The sequence below is a fragment of the Pseudarthrobacter sp. HLT1-3 genome (assembly GCF_059383535.1).
On the sequence record NZ_JBWZCJ010000005.1, the window covers coordinates 42,799 to 60,202 of the forward strand.

The following is a 17,404-nucleotide window of genomic DNA, read 5'->3' on the forward strand; positions in this document are numbered from 1 at the left end:
GACGGGCTAGGACTTACGGTGGACAACTTCCCCGTGCTTCAATTCGAGCTCCCGGATGCGGTCCTCCAGTGCGCTGATTTTGACTTCCCTGCGGTCCGGAAGCATGATCAGCGGCAGCTTGTCGATGGTGGCTTTGACCCGTTCCGGTCCGTTGTTGGTGAAGTGGGTGGCCGTGAGCTCCTCGGTGTCGTCGCCCCAGGACCCGTAGTAGAGCAGGTCCTTCGGGGGCTCGGCTTTGACGTAGCCCTCAAGGAACTCCTTGTACGGCTTGCCGCGGGCGATCCGGGCCTGCCGTGAGTCGTGGCGCAACTGGGTGGTGGCCTCCTGGTCCACCACGAAGGTTTCAGGATCCCAGACGACGCCGTAGATGCTGGTGGCGACCTTCGGTGAAATGCGGCCGAGTTCCAGGTCCTTGGCCACCGCTTCCGGATCACGTTCCAGGACGTCGCCGTACCCGCCGCCGGAGCCCTGGGCGATCATGTACATCTCGCCGTCCTTGGCGACGTCGAACTGCAGGCCCATATGGGAGGTGGTGTACTTACCGCCCTCGTAGGGCTGCTCGTTCATGATCCGTTCCATGGACAAATCGAATTTGCTGGAGTCCTTGCGGATCACGTCGTAGATGTTGATGCCCTTGACCATGGCCAGCGGTGTCGTGCTGCAGCCGTAGCCGCCGAACATTCCGGTGACCGAGGAGAATTTCGACCCCGAGGTAACGGTCATGAAGCCCCACATCGGTGTTCCCTCGGCAGCGACGATCATCTCGTAGCCCATGCCGCCGCTGTTCTTGCCGAAGCCCTGGTTGTCGCGGACGATCCGCTTGCTGACCAGCTGCATGAAAGGAACTTCCTCTTCCATGACTTCCTGTTCAGCAGTGTCAGCCATGGCACAGAACAACGGTGAGACGGCGTCCTCACCGTCGCGGAATGCCTTGGCGCCGCCGCCCATGCCGTTGAGGTCTGCACACAGGTTTCCCACTTGGTCGCCGTGCTGGGTCAGGCCGCCCCACAGGAAGGTGTTGATCTGGTTGAACCAGGGAGCCAGGACATTGGAGAACTTCTCCGGGTTGGAGAACTGCATCTTGGCAAAGGCTGTCTGCAGGGCCGAGAATCCGCGGAATGAGGCCTGCAGCGACTGCCCCATCGGCGCATCGTAACCAGCGTCGGCCCACGTGTGCTCGTCCGAGATGATGTCGATGGGCGACATCGCCGAGGTACAGCGCGGCAGGTCTGGCCACCAGAACGCCAGGATCGCCTGCATCATCATCGATTTGACCGAGCACAGCGGGGAGTTGATGGCCCTGTTGAGGATTTCAGGTCCCGTTCCCCGCAGGTCCACGGTCATTTTGTCACCCTTGACCGTCACCTTGCAGGCGAATTTGATCAGGATGTTCTCCTTGAGCGTGGAGTCCATGAACTGGTTGAAGGACACCGTTCCGTCCGGCAGTTCGCTGATGCGGCGCTTGACTTCCTGTTCCACGTCTTCCACGGTGACGCGCAGGGCAGCGACGAAGGTCTCGACCCCGACTTCGTCGATGATGCTGTCGACGCGTTCCTGGATGCGCTGGACGGCGCCGATCTTGACCTTGAGGTCGGCCAGCTGCAGCTTGGGGTCCCGAACCGAGTGCTGCAGGAACGTCAGCAGGTCCCGGCGCAGGTCACCTTTCTCCACGATCTTGAACGGCGACATCCGGAGCCCGTCGTCGAACGGGGTCTCGGAGCCTGACGGCATTCCGCCCGGTTCGCAGGCCCCGTTTTCGCCTTCGTGAATGGTTGCGGCGACCCAGGCGATGATCTTTCCCTCGCGGAAGATCGGCATGATCATCGATTGGTCAGTGTTGTGGACGTTTCCATACCGGGCATCGTTGTGGATGAAACCGTCGCCGGGGTTGATCCCCACCGTCGGCTCGTCCTTCCAGTACTTCATGATGTAGCGGATCGGGTGGTGCAGGATCGCCGAGAACGCGATCACTCCGTGGCAGGACAGGTAGGTGACGTCCCCTTCGGCGGTGTAGATCGCCGTCGTCAGGTCCCCCCACTTGGCTCCGGGAGCGGCACCCATGGCCTCGCACATTTCGTAGCCCTCATCCAGGGCGCCGGCGAGGCGCTTGCGGATGCGGTCGACCTTGATCGGGTCCACGCCCTTGGAGATGCACTCGTCCTCGTAGGCGGAGCGGGAGGTGATCTGGTGGCTGCGCATGATGGCCGGGTCGGGGCCGAGGAAGAGGGTTGTTTCGTCCATAAACTGGTCCACCCACTGCTGCTCCTGGGCAGTCAGCGGCTGGGAAGCGTCTCCGGCCTTGTCTCCGGCTGTATCTCCGGCTCTGCCGGCTGTGCTGTTTTCATTTGCTGTAAGCGTCATTGCTGTCGAGCTCCTTCAATGGGAATAGCTGGAAGGTCTGGTGTGGATCCGTGCGGCACGGGATCAGTCTTTGAGGAACCACACGGCTCCCTGGGATGTCGGCTCCAGGCGCCAGCCCGGTTCAACCAAATACGTGGTGTTTTCCGTGGTGACGATGGCCGGTCCGTGGATGACGTGCTGGTGGTGGAGGGCCTCGGCGTCGTACACCGGGGTATCCACGGCTCCGTGGATCTTCACGAAGTGGACCTGCCGGGTGCCGACCGGGCTGGGCATGGTCCTGTCGTGTCCGGAGTCGATTGAATCAAACTTGACCACGTCCCCGTCCACATACGACGACACCCGCACGGTCTGGGCCCGGATGCCGGCCTCGGGGGCCTGGCTGCCGGCGCCGTAGCGCTTCCCGTAGATATCCGAGAACGTCCGGATCAGGTGCAGCACGTCGGCGACGCCGTTTACACGGTTGATGTCGAAGACGACGGCCGTGGTCACCAGCTGGTTGCCGTAGCGCATGTCCATTTCGAGGCTGTAGCGGATGTCGGCGGCGTCGTATCCCTGACGGATCAGGTCTTCCTTGCCCTTGGCTTCCAGCTCCTGGATGACGTTGTTCAGTTCGTCGTAGCTCTGGTAGAGGCTGCGGTCCGTGGGGTTGTACAGGACCACATGGGAGCCGCGCTCATGGATGTGGAGGGGTTTCATGTTGCCGGCGCCGCAGGCCGAAAATACCGAGGAAAAGGGCGGCGCGAGGATCCTGCGGATGCCTGCGTGATCGGCGATGCCGCAGGCGTGCAGGGGTCCGTTGCCGCCATAGGCCAGCATGGTGAAGTCTTCCGGGAGGTATCCCCGGACCCGCAACTCCTTGGCCATTCCGATCGCCATCTGCTCGTCGACCGCATTCTTGATGATCTTGGCGACCTGGATGGTGCCCATGTTCAGGTCGTCAGCGAGAACCTCGTCGATTGCGTAGACGGAACGCTTTTTGTTCAGCTTGATGTAGCCGTTGGCATAGTTGTCCGGATCCAGGTATCCCAGGACCAGGTCAGCGTCCGTGACCGTGGGGCGGAGACCGCCGCGGTCGTAGCAGGCGGGGCCGGGATCTGAGCCCGCCGATTCCGGCCCGATCTGAACCGCATGGTGGATGCGGTCATAACTGGCAATCGAACCGCCTCCCGCACCCAGGGTCAACAGGTGGATCATCGGTACCGATACCAGCCAGCGCCCGATGGTCGGCTGGAAGTCGTAGTGCTTGACTCCGCCTTCCGGGACCAGGCCGATATCGAAGGACGTGCCGCCCATGTCCGTCGAAATCACGTTTCCCAGCCCGGTGCTGTCGGCCAGGTGCTGGGCAGCACCCACGCCGGCGATGGGTCCGGAGTGGATGGTCTGCAGGGCATCCGTCGAGTTGGACTGCGCCATACCGCCCGAGTTGTGGATCACCAGCATGGGTTTGTCGTAACCGGAGGAACGCAGGTTGTTGGACAACTGCCCCAGCGCGTGGAACATGATCTCGTGCAGGAACGCGTCGACGATCGTCGACGTCGCACGGACATACTCGCCTTTTCGGCCCGATACCTGGCTTCCCAGCAGGACCGGGATGGCCCCGAGCTCGTGCGCCGGGTACTCATCCAGGATGATCTCCAGGATCTGCTGCTCATGGACCGGGTTCTCGGTCGAGTTAACCAGGGAGACCACGATCGCTTCGGCCCCGGCGTCCACGAGTTCGCGCACCTGGGTGCGGACATCGTCTTCCATCAGCGAAACGACCACCTTGCCGGCAGAGTTGATTCGCTCCTTCACCGACCGGATCAGGGCGCGGGGCACGAGCGGATCCGGGCGGGTGGCGTCAGGCATGTTCTGCTGTTTGGAAGGGTCCAGTCCTTCGCCGTAGCCGCGGCCGCGGGAGAGCGGGATGGTGTCCTCGAAGCCGTGGGTGACCAGCGCCCCCACCCGTGGGCCTTTGCCTTCGATCAGGGCGTTGGTGCCGAGCGTCGTGGCATAGCGGACGGAATCGACTTCCTTCAGGACGAGGTCCCGGTCCAGTCCGGCACGCGAGCAGGCGAGGTCGAGTGCTTCGTTGAAGCCTTGGGCCAGATTGTGGTGCGTTGTGAGCGCCTTTGCTTCAACGTACTGGTCTTCCCAGGCAAAAAAACAGTCGGTAAATGTGCCGCCGATGTCGACGGAAATTCGTTTCATGACCAGTGGTCTCCTTTATTCCAAGTACTAGCTGAACGAATGGGGGGAATGGTTGTGGGTGTTGTAGGAGCCGAGCGCCGGGGTGAAATCGGCAACCGCCTCTTCGCCGGGTCCATAGTTGATGACGACCTCAGGCTTGGTGCCCCGCTTGAGCCATGTTTCGCGGAGCGAGTCGATGTCCCACAGCATGTCCACCGTGGGCGGGTGTCCCGGGGGTACGTACTCTGTTTCCAGCTGCGTCCCGCATCCCGGGCAGTAGAACTCGAGAATCCGGCAGAACGTGGGGTCCGGAGCGAACGTGAATTCGTACTTCTCCGGGTCCAGGATGGACTGGTGGATTTCCGTGGGGTCCCGGTCGTAGACCAGTGTCCCCTCCTTGTAGTTGCCTCTTGCGTCGCCGAGGTCGTGGTTGCATACCTTGCAGTTCCACCGCTCGGAGTCGAGATCGATGATCAGATATTCCGTCATTGGAATTCGCATAACGTGTCTCACCTGTTTTCTTGCTGATGGGTGTGTGGGGTCACTTCTGGAGGGTGTCTGTGAGCATGAGGTCACCGGAGACCGTCACATCGAAGACCCATCCATGCGGCACGCGGGCCGTGAAGTAGGGGCCTTCAACGATTGCGGGACCCGCCGCCGAGGCTCCGGCCGTTTGGTTGTCCAGGTCGAAGACCTGAACCTCGTCGACTTTGTCCACGGCGGAGCGGACCTTTCGGGTGGAAGCGGCGACGGCGGGCGTCTTCGCCACCGATTCGGCCCGCCTGATCGATGCGTGCGGCAGCGCGTACCGGGCGGTCAGGGTCAGCATGGTGTTGTGGTCGCTCGTGCCGGGCTGCGGGTCGGAAGCCAGGTACGGCAGCTCGGAAACCAGTTGCCCTTCGGCGTCTTCCAGCACCACGTTCCATTCGAGCCGGCATTCGTCAATTTCGTGGCCCTCCTGGAACATGTCCCTTGTGGCCCGGGCCAGCAGGCTCGCCTTGGCCGCACCGAAGTTTTCCTCGTCCATTCCCGCGACGTTGGCCTCGTAGGTCTGCGCAATGTCGGAGAAGCCAATTCCGAAGGCTGAGAAGACCGCGGCCATCTTCGGCACCAGGACGCGGCGGACACCGGCGATCCGAGCGGCACCACACGCGCTCATCGGTCCGGCACCTCCGAACGCAGCAACTGTGGTGGCGTCCGCAGCCTCGACGTCGGCGGCGAAGGACTGCGACATGCGTGCGAAGTATGCGGCCTCCATCCGGATCAGGGCGTCATTCAGGGTGATCCCCAAAGGTTCCGCGATGACTTCGGTGATGACGGCGCGGGAGCGTTCGGCATCAAGACTGAAACCACCATCGAGGTAGGTGTCCGGATCGAGCACCCCGAGCAGCAGGTTTACATCCGTGATCGTGGCCTGCTTGCCGCCAAAACCAAAACAAGCGGGACCCGGTGCGGCGCCGACGCTCTCGGGGCCGACGGTGATGACGCCGCCGCGGACGGCGATGACGGAACTGCCTCCCACGCCGCTGGAGTGGACGTTGCTCATCTCGAATGACACCGGAACCCCCTGGATCGAGCCCCTGCGGTCCGTCGAGATGGTCGAGTTCTTGACCGAGCCGACGTCCGTGGTGGTGCCGCCGACGTCGATCATAAGAACGTGCGCGAGTCCATAGGCCTCCGAGAGGGCCTTGGTTCCTTCCAGGCCACCGCGGGGACCGGACGAGTAGGTCTTCAACGCGACGGACTTGGCGACCCGGGACGATGCTCCGTCATTGCGGTAGATGAGGAGCGGGTTCTTGACCTTGTGGTCCCGCAGCCGGTGCTCGGTGCTGTAGAGAAACCGTTCCATGGTCGGGTGCAGGAAGGAGTTGATGATTCCGGACCACACCCGCCGGGCCTGGACGGTGTCGGGCGTGAATTCCCAGGAGAACAACATGGGGACCGAGCCCAGCAGATGCCGGGGGAACTTCCGGAGAAGGACGCCTTTGACTGCCTTTTCCTTGTTGCGGTCCGCCATGGCGATGACAAGCCGTGCGGCGCCGTCGGTCGTCAGCCGGTTGACGTGCTTCACAATTTCCTGGGCGAGCTCCTCCACGTCCTGTCCAGCGTTGATGACAGCCACCCGCGTGCCGACGAGGTCTTCAAACAGCTCAGCTGCGGCCCCGCCAGTGCGGAGTTCGCCGGCCAGCGACGGGCTGTCTGTGAGGATGCCGATCCGGGGACCCTTGCGCTCCACCAGAGCGTTGGTTCCCTGGGTGGTGGAGTACCGGATGTGACGGGTGGAGTGCAGGAGCCCGGGGAGGTCCTCTTCGCCGAAGATTTCCCTGGAGGCTTTGGCCATGCCGTCGAAGAGACACTGGGAGAGGTCAAATGGCGTCGTGAGAGTCTTCGTGAACGAAAAATTCTCACCGTCCCAGACACAAATATCGGTCAGTGTCCCACCGTTGTCGATGTTAATGAGCCGTTCCATTGATACTCCTTTGTATGTTGAGGCGCGGTGACACCAGCGGCGTATTCCTCACTTGCGACTGTGATCCAAGCCACATTGAGGACTGGTTTCAGTGTCGCTCAGCAGCCGGAGTGGCCCGCAACCACCTGACCGGGTGGACTATTCGGGGCGTGGGCGGCTACCCGGGTGGCCGGAGGCCTGCGAAACCCAACGCGGAGTCACATACGGCCCATGCCGCGCGGCTTAATGGGCCGTATCTGACCCCGCGTTGGCAGTAGACTCCCGGCATGGGATCCGTCGATGACGCGCTGGCCGCCCTGCCCGAACCGGCCCGTGATGCCCTGCAACGGGTCATCGCGGTTGCGCGGGCAGCAGGCCCCGACGCCGTGGATGGCGTCAGCTACGGGATGCCCGCACTGAAGGTTCGGGGAAAGCCCCTCATCGGTGTCACGGCGAGCGCCAAACACCTCTCGGTCTTCCCGTTCTCGGCCGAGGTGGTGCAGGCAGTCGCGCACCGGCTTGAGGGTTACTCGGTGTCCAAAGGGACCATCCGGTTCACGGCGGACCACCCCGTCCCGCCGGAAATCGTGGCGGAGATCGTCCGGCTCCGCCTCCTGGAAATCCCCTAGACTCGACTCAATCCGCGACCGCAATCTGAGGAGCCCCCATGCGCGCCACGATCATCCACGCCCCCGGTGACATCCGCGTCGAAGACCGCGACTACCCCACCGTCGAGTTGCCCACCGACGTCGTCGTGAAGGTCACCGCGTCCTGCGTCTGCGGCTCGGACCTGTGGCCCTACCGAGGCGTACGGCCCACGCGCAAGCCCACCGCGATCGGCCACGAGTTCATTGGGACCGTGGAGAGCATCGGCTCCGGGATCACCAGCCTGGCGGTCGGTGACCTCGTAATCGCGCCGTTCGTGATCAGTTGCGGCGCCTGCCCCCAGTGCCTCAACGGTGTCACCGTGGCCTGCGCGCATCTGGCCGGCTGGGGCGGCAGGGACGATAGCGGTCACAAAATCGACGGCGGCCAGGGCCATGCGGTCCGCGTCCCGCTGGCCGACGCCACCCTGGTCAAGGTCCCCGGGATCAGCGAACCCGATGATGCCCTCCGGAACAGCCTGTTGACGCTGTCCGATGTGATGGCGACAGGGCACCACGCGGCCCTCGCCGCGAAGGTCGGCCCGGGCCGGACGGTCGTGGTGGTCGGCGACGGCGCCGTCGGGCTCTGCGGAGTGCTGGCCGCCAAGCGGCTCGGCGCGGAACGGATCATCGCGATGTCCCGCCACGCCGACCGGCAGGCGATCGCCCGCGAGTTCGGGGCCACCGACATCGTGGAGGAGCGCGGGGACGACGGCGTCGCCCGGGTCCGCGAACTCCTCGGCGGAGTGCTCGCCGATTCCGTGCTCGAGTGCGTCGGGACCCAGGAATCCATGGATCAGGCGCTGCACAGCACGCGCCCGGGCGGGGCGCTGGGCTTTGTCGGCGTCCCCACCGGCGGCGGTGGAGTGCCGCTGCGCTATCTCTTCGACACGAACATCTCCATCGGCGGCGGCATGGCCCCCGCGCGGACCTACATCCCGGAACTGCTGGCAGACGTCCTCGCCGGTACGATCAATCCGGGCCGCGTGTTCGACGTTGTGATGCCGCTGGAGGAAGCCGCCGAGGCCTACCGCGCCATGGACGAACGACGCGCCATCAAGGTCCTGCTGACCCCCTGACGGCACGCCCGACGGCGGCGGGCCGGGAAACGGCGCGGGTCCCCGTAACACCCTGGCACGCCGGCCTGTACCGGCCTTTGCCCAAGCCCTTGTCCTGGCCCGAGCGTTGGCTCTTGTAGTCCCAGATCACGGGGTCTAGCGTGAAGCGCATCAGCATCCGCCGCCCGTCGAGGAGCCGTCATGGCAAGGTTCGTGCAGATCATCGAATTCCAGACCTCGCGCATCGAGGAAATTGAAGCGCTCGGCCAGCCGTCCAGGACCGAGGGAAGCACCCCGCCCACCTTCCGCCGGATCCTTGCCACCGCGGACCGGGACCGCCCCGGAACGTATCTCACCATTGTCGAATTCGATTCCTACGATTCGGCCATGGAGAATTCCGCACGGCCCGAGACCTCGGACTTCGCGGCACAGATGGCGGCACTCTGCGACGGGCCACCGGTGTTCCGCAACCTTGACGTGATGTGGGAGGACAACGGCAGTCCAGTGGACCTTCCGTAGCTGCCGGCCATGGACACTGCACCTTCTGCCCCATCGGTAGACGTATCCGCGGAAGAACACCTGGTGCTGGATCTCGGCGGCACGGGCGATGCGCCTCTACGGCTGATAGGAGGCAAGGCCCTGAATCTGGGCAAACTGATCGCGGCTGGATTGCCAGTGCCGCGCGGGTTCTGCCTGACCACCGTCGCCTACGAACTCGCGGCACCGCCAGGACTGGATGCCGTCGCGGCCGAGCTCGACACCCTGGGATCCGCGGCCGGAACCGACGCCCTGGTGGCCGGGGCAGCGGCAGGCACTCTGACGCTGCGCGCGGTTGCCGCGCGGGCCCGGGCACTGATCGCGGAGGCGCCGATCCCGCACGCGGTGGATGCCGCCGTCCGCGCCGCCTACGCCGGACTGGGGGGAACCCTGCCGGTGGCGGTCCGTTCCTCGGCCACGGCGGAGGACCTGCCCTTCGCCAGTTTCGCCGGCCAGCAGGACTCCTTCCTGGATGTCGTCGGCGCCGATGGCGTGGTCGAGGCGGTCCGGCGCTGCTGGGCGTCCCTGTGGAGCGACCGGGCGGTGGCCTACCGGTCCGCGAACGGGATCAGCAACCGAGAGGTCGGGCTCGCCGTCGTCGTCCAGGCCATGGTCGACGCCGCCACGGCCGGGGTGCTGTTCACCGCCAATCCGGTCACCGGGACCCGGACGGAGACTGTCATCAACGCGAGCGCGGGCTCTGGGCAGGCCGTGGTCTCCGGAGCGGTCAACCCGGACCAGTTCGTGCTGGAGACAACCTCGGGACGGGTCAAGCGGCGGACCCCGGGAGGGACGGAGCCCGGACGAAGCCCTGGCCTGGACGACCCCCGGCTGCAGGCACTCACGGCGCTGGGCGACACCGTCCAGCGCCTGTTCGGGTCGCCGCAGGACATTGAGTGGGTGATCGACGCCGGCGGCAAGGTGTGGCTCACCCAGTCGCGCCCGATCACCACGCTGTATCCGCTGCCCGACCCCGCGCCCGAAGACGCCGCAGCGGGCGCCGCGGCCCCAACCCGGGTGTATTTGTGCGGCACCCTGTTCCAGGGCCTGACCCGGCCGATCACGCCGATGGGGCTGGCCGTCCTTGAGGTGATGCGGAACAGCAAGGGGCCCTGGCGGTATGTCAACCCCGGGCTGCGGATGTTCGTGGACCTCACGGCCGTGGTCCGCAACCAGTCCGGCCGCGCCTATCTGCTGCGGATGCTCCCACTTGCGGACGGCAGGTCCGGCGCCGTGCTGCCCGCGCTGCTCGAGGATCCGAGGTTCGGCATTATCGAACACTCGCTCCTGCGTTCCCTCCGCAAAACCGGGGCCAGGCGAAGCCTCCCGCAACCGCCCCGGCGCACCGGCAGCACCGAAAATTCAGCCAGCCTTGGTCTTATCCTGCGGCTCTTTCCCGCCATGATCCGGTCCGCTGTCCAGCCGGCCGCGGAGCTCCGACGGGCAAAGTCGTTCGGGAAACAGCTCGAATCCGGGCTCCACCTGGCGGAGCCTGCCAGCCCCGCCCAGCGGCTCGACTACACCGAGCAGATCATGGCCCGGACGGTTAACGGGCTGATCCAGGCCACGCTGCCGGGCCCGTCCCTTGGCTACATCATGCTGGCCGTGGCCCGCAGGCTGTTGCGCGGCATCGCGCCAGCCCGGGAGCTGGAGGCTGTCCTGCGCGGACTCCCGCACAACATCACGACCGAGATGGACCTGGAACTCTGGCACCTGGCCGTCTCCATCGGCGACGACCCCGTGTCGCGGGAGGAATTCCTGACAAAACGTCCGGAGGAGTTGTCCGAAGACTACCTCGCCGGCAGACTGCCGCCCCAGGCGCAGGCAGGAGTCCGCGGTTTCCTGGCCCGCTACGGCCACCGTGCCGTGGCGGAAATAGATCTGGGCATGCCCCGCTGGTCCGAGCAGCCCGCCCACATCCTGGGCATGATCTCCAACTACCTCCGCGTCGAGGATCCGGAGCAGGCACCTGACCGGCAGTTTTCCCGGGCAGCCGAACATGCCGAGGAGCGGATCCGCAGCCTGGTGGACCAAACGCGGGTCCGGAGCCCCCTGCGCGCCCGGGCCCTGGAGCTGAGCCTGCGCCGGGTGCGGCAACTGGCGGGACTGCGCGAACTGCCCAAGTTCTACATCGTGCTGGTGCTCGGCGAAATGCACCGGCAACTGCTGCGGATCGGTGCCCACCTGGCCTCCACCGGCACCATCGCGGCCGCCGACGACGTGTTCTTCCTCGACTTTGACGAGGTCCGGGTCGGCCTGCGCGGCGCGGACCTGCACGGCATCGTCGCGGACCGCCGCCGGCTGTACAACGTTGAACTCCGACGCCGGCACATCCCCCGGCTGCTGCTGTCCGACGGCACCGACGTCGAGGCCGCAATGATGGCCAAGGCACCGGCGCCCGGCGGCCTGACCGGAACACCCGCCTCGGCAGGCACCGCAACCGGACGTGTCCGGGTAATCCTGGACCCCGTGGGCGCCCACCTGGAACCCGGCGAAATTCTAGTGGCCCCCTCAACCGACCCCGGCTGGACCCCGCTGTTCCTGACAGCCGGCGCGCTCGTTATGGAAATGGGCGGGGTGATCTCCCACGGAGCCGTGGTGGCCCGCGAGTACGGCATCCCGGCAGTGGTGGGCGTTCCGGACGCCACCACGCGGCTGCGTACCGGCCAGACGGTCACGGTCGACGGCGCGTCCGGCACCATCCGCGTGGAGCCGTAATCCCGCATTTGCGCCGCCGCCGGCGGCCGGGTTCGAGCCAGGCCAGGCTGCCCTCACAGTTGTGGCACAGGTGTGCCAGATAGAATCAGTCCATGACCATACCGGCCCGCCAGCCAACGCGGCACGAGTCGTCCATTCGGTTGTCGGGGCCACGGCCGCCGCACCAGTCCGGCGGGACTTTCACGCTGGCCCGGAAGGCCAGGGGCGTCCTGCGCCGGGTCCCGGTGTGGACCTGGCGGGTGCTGATGCACTCGGTGAAGGCCAGCGAGAACTCCCGCTTCAATGTCGACCCGATTACCGGCGTGGAGTACTGCCACGACATCGATTTTGTCGGCGACGGCATCCGGGCGCACCGCCTCGATGTCATCACCCCGCTTCCCGCCGGCACCGCAGTCACCGGCACCGGCCCGGCGGCGGAGTTGCTGCCGGTTTACGTGTACTTTCACGGCGGCGGCTGGACGTCCGGGGACAAGGCTTCGCTGACCAAGTACTGCGCGAGCCAGGCCGAGGGCGGCATGGTGGTGGTCAACGTGAACTACCGGAAGGCGCCGCGTTTCCAGATGGCGCACGTCCTGGCGGATGCCAATGCCGCACTGGCCTGGGTCCGGCAGAATATCGCCGGTTTTGGCGGCGACGCGTCACGGATCGTGCTGGGCGGCGACTCCGCAGGAGGGCAGATCGCGGCCCTCCTGACCGCGGCCAGTTTCCGGCCGGAACTGGCACGGCACCACGGCCTGACGCCGGCGGTGCCGGCGTCGGATTTCAAGGGCCTGGTCCAGCACTGCAGCGTAGTGGACTTCTCCATCTTCTTCGAAAAGGGCTTCGTGCTGAGCCTGAACTTCATCCGCATGCTGGTGCCCGGCCGGAACCGCGGCATCGGCCGGCTTGCTGCGCTCCGCCAGGGGGCGGGTTTCCTCTCGCCGATCGAATGGCTGGATTCCCGCTTCCCGCCGGTCTTTGTGACCACCTCGGAACGGGACTTCTTCTACGCCGCCAATCTGAATTTCATGTCCCGGCTGCGCGAACACTCCGTCCCCGTGGACAGCCTCATCTACGGCTGGGACAGCCCCAACACCGAACACACCTGGCAGCAGGACTTCCGCTACCCGGAATCCCAGGAAGTGTACCGGCGGCTCCATGCGTTCGTTCGCAAAGTAGCCCCGGCACCGGCAGCCTAGGCACCGCCACTCGTGCCGGATCCGCCCCGGCCAGCCCACGGGGCTATGTTTAGTCCATGGTGTCTGCCGGCAGCAACGCACGGAACAATCCGGAATCTGAAGGTTTCGGATCGGCGCTGGTGGACGAAGCCGCCCGCCGGGATGCCGCGCTGGGTGACGTGGACTGGGCGGCCCTGCCCGACGGCGCCGTGCGGGGCACCTTCGATGCCCCCAGCGGAAAACTGGCCACCCTCTCCATGGGCACCCCGGGAAACCCGCGGGTGTTCCTCATCCCCGGGGCCACCGGATCCAAGGAAGACTTTGTGCTGATGCTTCCCGAGCTCGCCGCGGCCGGGTATTTCGTGCTGAGCTGTGACATTGCCGGCCAATACGAATCCGCCGCGGCTGGCCCGGAAAACCTCGTGCCGCCCCGCGCCCACTACGACTACGATCTGTTCACCAATGACCTGATCGCCATGCTCGACGCCGAAGAAGGCGCCGCGCACGTCGTCGGATATTCCTTTGCCGCGATCGTCGCCCAGTTGGCCTTCTCCCGGCGCCCGGAAAAGTTCCGCAGCCTCACGCTTCTGAGCTGCCCGCCCGAACCCGGCCAGGCCTTCCGGGGAGTCCAGCGCATCGGCCGGTTCAGCGCCTGGGCCAGTCCCCGGGTCGGCGCTGCCCTGATGATCTGGGGCATCCGCATCAACGTCGTGCACGTCCCGCCCAACCGGATCCGGTTCGTGAAATACCGGTTCCGCTTCACCCGTCGTAAATCCGTGAGTGACATTTTCGGACTGATGCAGCGTGCGCCCGATCTGCGAGCGGCCCTGGCCGCCGCGTCGCTGCCGAAGTTCGTCGCGGTCGGCGAGCACGATCTCTGGCCGCTGGTGTTGCACCGCCGCTTCGCACAGTCGATTGGGGCGCGGATCGCGGTCTACCGGGGCGGGCACAGCCCAAGTGAGACCTCGCCGCACCAGATGAGCCGGGACCTGATCGCGCTCTACGGGTCCGTCTAACGCGGGTGGTCGCGTTCCCACTGGCGACGGCGGCGGCGGCGCCGGAACGGGCCCTCTTGCTGAAACTCGACCCGGAATGTTGTCCACGCCATCGCCAGCCTCCGGCCGACGGAGTGCCGGTTCGCCAGCGGCCGCACGGAGAGACCTGCACCCGCAGCGAGAGGTCGCCGATCACCGTGACTTCCGGCGGGATCTGGTAGGAAATGTCCAAATCATCGTGGACGAGCGGGAAGCCCCGGTGGACGGAGCCGCGGATGCGGTCCCAGACGTCCGACCGCATGGCGAAGTTCGAGCCAAACAACGGCGGATGCCCCAGCAGCCAGCCAATGGCCCAGAAATATCCGGCGATGTAGACGCTCCGGCCCACCCAGCGGGCGAAGCTGCTTTCCCCATAAAAATCCCCCGGGCCGGATACCGCGGACAGCGGGCCGGCCTCCTCCAAGATGCATGCGACCCGTTCGAGCCAGTCCGCGGGTGGAACCGAGTCCGTGTCCAGCCTGGCAATCAGTTCGAAGCGGGCTTCATCGAAACCGTGCGCCGTGCAGGCGGCGATCCCCGGGAGATCGACGGCGATCCGCCGGGCGCCCAAGGCGGCGCAGATCTGAGCGGTATCGTCCGTGCTGCCGTTGTCCACGACCACGATTTCGTCGGCCGGACGGGTCTGTCGGGCGAGTGCGGCAAGGCAGACGGCGAGCATGTCGGCATCGTTCCGGGTGGGGATAACCACCGAGATTGTTGTCATGTTGCCCCGACTCTAGTCCCGTGACACGAGGAAATGCCCCCGTTGGCCTCTTGCACCGCGGCCCCCGGCCCCGTAGGTTGGGCAACAGCGGACGAATGTCTCCGCAGCCGTTGGCCTCCGGGCCGCCGGAGATCAGCAGCATTTCAGAAGGATATGGCATGGCTACAGGCACAGTTAAATGGTTCAACGCCGAAAAGGGTTTTGGCTTCATTGCCCCGGATGACGGGTCAGCCGACGTTTTCGCCCACTACTCGGCAATCGCCAGCAGCGGCTACCGCTCGCTGGATGAGAACCAGAAGGTAGAGTTCGACGTCACCCAGGGCCCGAAGGGCCCGCAGGCCGAGAACATCCGCCCGCTCTAAGTACTCCGGATAGCAGCACCGGCCAGCCGGCCGCCATGCTTTCCCCAAAACCACAAACGCCCCCCTCGAGGATTCCTCGGGAGGGGCGTTTGTCGTTGCTGGCGTGGCGGGTCCCGCCGACGTGGACCCGCGGCTGCCGGGTCACATCGGGGTTTACCGCGAAGAAGCAGCCGATGTGTACAGGTCGGTGGATAAACGCCGTGCCATCAAGGTGCACGCCGTGGACGGCCTCAGCAGGCGTCCGCTTCCGAGTTGAGGTCTCTCCCCCTGGTTTCCGGTGCAAAGTACCCGGATATCCAGCCGATTGCCGCGTAACTCATAAGTATGGCGGCAACCGGAATCCAACCGGGGCCGGTGGCAGCCACCACAGCAGCGGCAATGATGGGACCCAGCCCGCCGGACAGCACCGATCCCACTTCCTTGACGGTGGTCATAAAAGAGAACCTGCGCTTGGAACCGAACATTTCCACCAGCCAAGTGGACTCCACGCCGTACATATTGGGGATGGGGCCGCCAATGTAGATCACGAACACCAGTGCCACCAGTACCGGGTTCCGGGTTTCGATGAGGAGCATGGCCGGAATCGTGAAGGCAAACTGGAACGCTGAAAGCCACAGCCATACTATTCTGCGGCCGAACCTGTCCGTGAGCCTGCCTGTCAAAAGGACTGTGGCGATTCCCATTACCGAACCGAGCATGACGCCCGTGGTGACCACGTTGGCGTCCATCTTGACCACGGACACGGTCCATCCGATAAGGAAGCCCTTCACCAGGTACACCGAGCCGTTCTCCCCCAGCTTGATGCCCAGAGAGACGAGGAACGGCTTCCTGGCATCTGCTACATCCCGCCACACGCCCTGCTGCTTCACTTCCGTACGCAACGCCGCCCGGCGTTCCTTGATTTTCTCGAAGACCGGGGATTCGCTGATGGAGCGCCTCAGGTACAAGGCCACCAGGGTGGTGACGATGCTCAGCAGGAACGGAATGCGCCAGCCCCAGCTCAGGAACTGGTCTTTGGGAAGTTGTGAAAGCAGCAGCCACATGGTGCTGGCCAGTAGGACGCCCGTCGCCGTCCCCATCGCCACCACCGCGCCGTAAAAGCCACGGCGTCCGTTGGGCGCGGACTCCACCAACAGCAGCGAAGCGCCCGATAGCTCCGCGCCGGCGCCGAACCCCTGTATCAACCGCAGCAGCACCAGCATGATCGGCGCCCCCACGCCGATCTGGGCGTACGTTGGCAGTAGGCCCATGCCCAGGGTGGCCACCCCCATCATGGCCAGAGTGATGATCAGGACAGACTTCCGGCCGTACCTGTCACCCAGATAGCCAAAGTAGATACCGCCCAGGGGACGGACTAAGAAACCTGAGCCGTAGGCTGCGAAACTGGCCAGTAGTGCCATGGCCGGGTCCGCGTTCGGAAAGAACAGCGGCCCGAAAACCAGGGCGGCCGCCAGGGTATAGAGCGTGAAATCCATATATTCCAGCGCCGAGCCAAGCCACGACGAGATGGAGGTGCGGCGGAGTTCAGCCGGAGAAACGTTCGGCTCCGGGGCGGTAGTCCGCGTTGTTGAGACCGTATTTCTTAGCTGCATATTTTCTGTAACCACGGAGGATCTCCCTAGTGACGAGCCAGTTAGCAGGCTCTGCCGTAACGTCATTGTTCGGATGTTGCCCGTACGAGATAGGGATCCACCTCGGGGGCGGTACTGTGTTGCTGCCTTGCGTCCTGCCGTCGGGTCACTCCCGCAGCAGCGCCACCGTCTCCGCGATGCAGGCAGGTTTGGCCGAGCCTTCCAGATCGATCTCGTGCAAGAAGACCAGTTGCCGCCCGTGTGCCGTGGCGGTCACGGATTTAAGGGTGAGCCGGTCCCGGATGCACGAATTGACCGTGGCCGGAGCCGGGAACCTGACTTTGTTCAGCCCGTAGTTGATCAGCATCGCCGCACCTTGGACCCTGTACACCTGTGCCGCAAGGTACGGCAGCATGGACAGGCTCAGGTATCCGTGCGCCACCGTGGCGCCGAACGGTCCGCGGGCTGCCCGCGCCGAATCAAGGTGTATCCACTGATGATCCAGCGTGGCGTCCGCAAACGCCTGGATCTGTTCTTGCTGCAGCTGGTGCCAGCCGCTCACCCCGAGCTCCTGGCCCACGGCACCCTCAAGCTCCGCGGCGTTTTCAAAAACCCTCATC

General features: G+C 65.2%; 13 protein-coding genes and 1 pseudogene. 7 read left to right on the plus strand and 7 right to left on the minus strand.

Annotated features, from left to right (window positions below):
* Positions 1 to 6: 6 nt before the first annotated feature.
* From AC50X9_RS05995 to AC50X9_RS06010, 4 genes are all read right to left on the minus strand, one after another.
* Complete coding sequence (locus AC50X9_RS05995; protein ID WP_494891331.1) at positions 7 to 2,361, minus strand: hydantoinase B/oxoprolinase family protein; 2,355 nt, start codon at positions 2,359 to 2,361, stop codon at positions 7 to 9.
* Positions 2,362 to 2,424: 63 nt separating this feature from the next.
* On the minus strand, positions 2,425 to 4,551 hold the full coding sequence (locus tag AC50X9_RS06000) for a hydantoinase/oxoprolinase family protein (protein ID WP_494891333.1): 2,127 nt from the start codon (positions 4,549 to 4,551) through the stop codon (positions 2,425 to 2,427).
* Between the two features lie 27 nt (positions 4,552 to 4,578).
* Positions 4,579 to 5,019: an acetone carboxylase subunit gamma gene (locus AC50X9_RS06005; RefSeq protein ID WP_494891335.1), complete on the minus strand. Its 441-nt coding sequence runs from the start codon at positions 5,017 to 5,019 to the stop codon at positions 4,579 to 4,581.
* Between the two features lie 52 nt (positions 5,020 to 5,071).
* A complete protein-coding gene (locus tag AC50X9_RS06010) occupies positions 5,072 to 7,000 on the minus strand; it encodes a hydantoinase/oxoprolinase family protein (RefSeq protein WP_494891337.1) in 1,929 nt (642 codons plus the stop codon).
* Between the two features lie 266 nt (positions 7,001 to 7,266).
* On the opposite strand from AC50X9_RS06010, the gene AC50X9_RS06015 reads away from it, so the two are divergent.
* The 6 genes from AC50X9_RS06015 to AC50X9_RS06040 all read left to right on the plus strand — a co-directional run bounded on the left by AC50X9_RS06015 (position 7,267) and on the right by AC50X9_RS06040 (position 14,109).
* Complete coding sequence (locus tag AC50X9_RS06015; RefSeq protein ID WP_494891339.1) at positions 7,267 to 7,608, plus strand: iron chaperone; 342 nt, start codon at positions 7,267 to 7,269, stop codon at positions 7,606 to 7,608.
* A 38-nt stretch (positions 7,609 to 7,646) separates the two neighbouring features.
* Positions 7,647 to 8,702, plus strand: coding sequence for a zinc-dependent alcohol dehydrogenase family protein (locus AC50X9_RS06020; RefSeq protein WP_494891341.1), 1,056 nt, complete (start codon positions 7,647 to 7,649; stop codon positions 8,700 to 8,702).
* Positions 8,703 to 8,882: 180 nt separating this feature from the next.
* Positions 8,883 to 9,200, plus strand: a complete 318-nt coding sequence (locus AC50X9_RS06025; RefSeq protein ID WP_494891343.1) for an NIPSNAP family protein — start codon at positions 8,883 to 8,885, stop codon at positions 9,198 to 9,200.
* Positions 9,201 to 9,209: 9 nt separating this feature from the next.
* Positions 9,210 to 11,936 carry a PEP/pyruvate-binding domain-containing protein gene (locus AC50X9_RS06030; protein WP_494891345.1) on the plus strand — a complete coding sequence of 909 codons (2,727 nt, stop codon included), beginning with the start codon at positions 9,210 to 9,212 and terminating at the stop codon, positions 11,934 to 11,936.
* Positions 11,937 to 12,028: 92 nt separating this feature from the next.
* A complete protein-coding gene (locus AC50X9_RS06035; RefSeq protein WP_494891347.1) occupies positions 12,029 to 13,114 on the plus strand; it encodes an alpha/beta hydrolase in 1,086 nt (361 codons plus the stop codon).
* Positions 13,115 to 13,170: 56 nt separating this feature from the next.
* The gene (locus AC50X9_RS06040) at positions 13,171 to 14,109 is read left to right on the plus strand and encodes an alpha/beta fold hydrolase (protein ID WP_494891349.1); all 939 of its coding nucleotides are present in this window, start codon (positions 13,171 to 13,173) and stop codon (positions 14,107 to 14,109) included.
* A gap of 253 nt (positions 14,110 to 14,362) precedes the next feature.
* On the opposite strand, the pseudogene AC50X9_RS06045 reads toward AC50X9_RS06040, so the two are convergent.
* Positions 14,363 to 14,851 (minus strand): annotated as a pseudogene (locus AC50X9_RS06045) (glycosyltransferase family 2 protein); the annotation flags it as partial.
* 158 nt (positions 14,852 to 15,009) lie between these two features.
* Between AC50X9_RS06045 and AC50X9_RS06050 the strand changes: the two are divergent.
* Positions 15,010 to 15,213: a cold-shock protein gene (locus tag AC50X9_RS06050; RefSeq protein ID WP_013599688.1), complete on the plus strand. Its 204-nt coding sequence runs from the start codon at positions 15,010 to 15,012 to the stop codon at positions 15,211 to 15,213.
* Positions 15,214 to 15,443: 230 nt separating this feature from the next.
* Here AC50X9_RS06050 and AC50X9_RS06055 read toward each other — a convergent pair whose 3' ends face one another.
* Positions 15,444 to 16,820 carry an MFS transporter gene (locus AC50X9_RS06055; RefSeq protein ID WP_494891352.1) on the minus strand — a complete coding sequence of 459 codons (1,377 nt, stop codon included), beginning with the start codon at positions 16,818 to 16,820 and terminating at the stop codon, positions 15,444 to 15,446.
* Positions 16,821 to 16,950: 130 nt separating this feature from the next.
* On the minus strand, positions 16,951 to 17,403 hold the full coding sequence (locus tag AC50X9_RS06060; protein WP_494891354.1) for a MaoC family dehydratase: 453 nt from the start codon (positions 17,401 to 17,403) through the stop codon (positions 16,951 to 16,953).
* Between the last annotated feature and the right edge of the window lies 1 nt (position 17,404).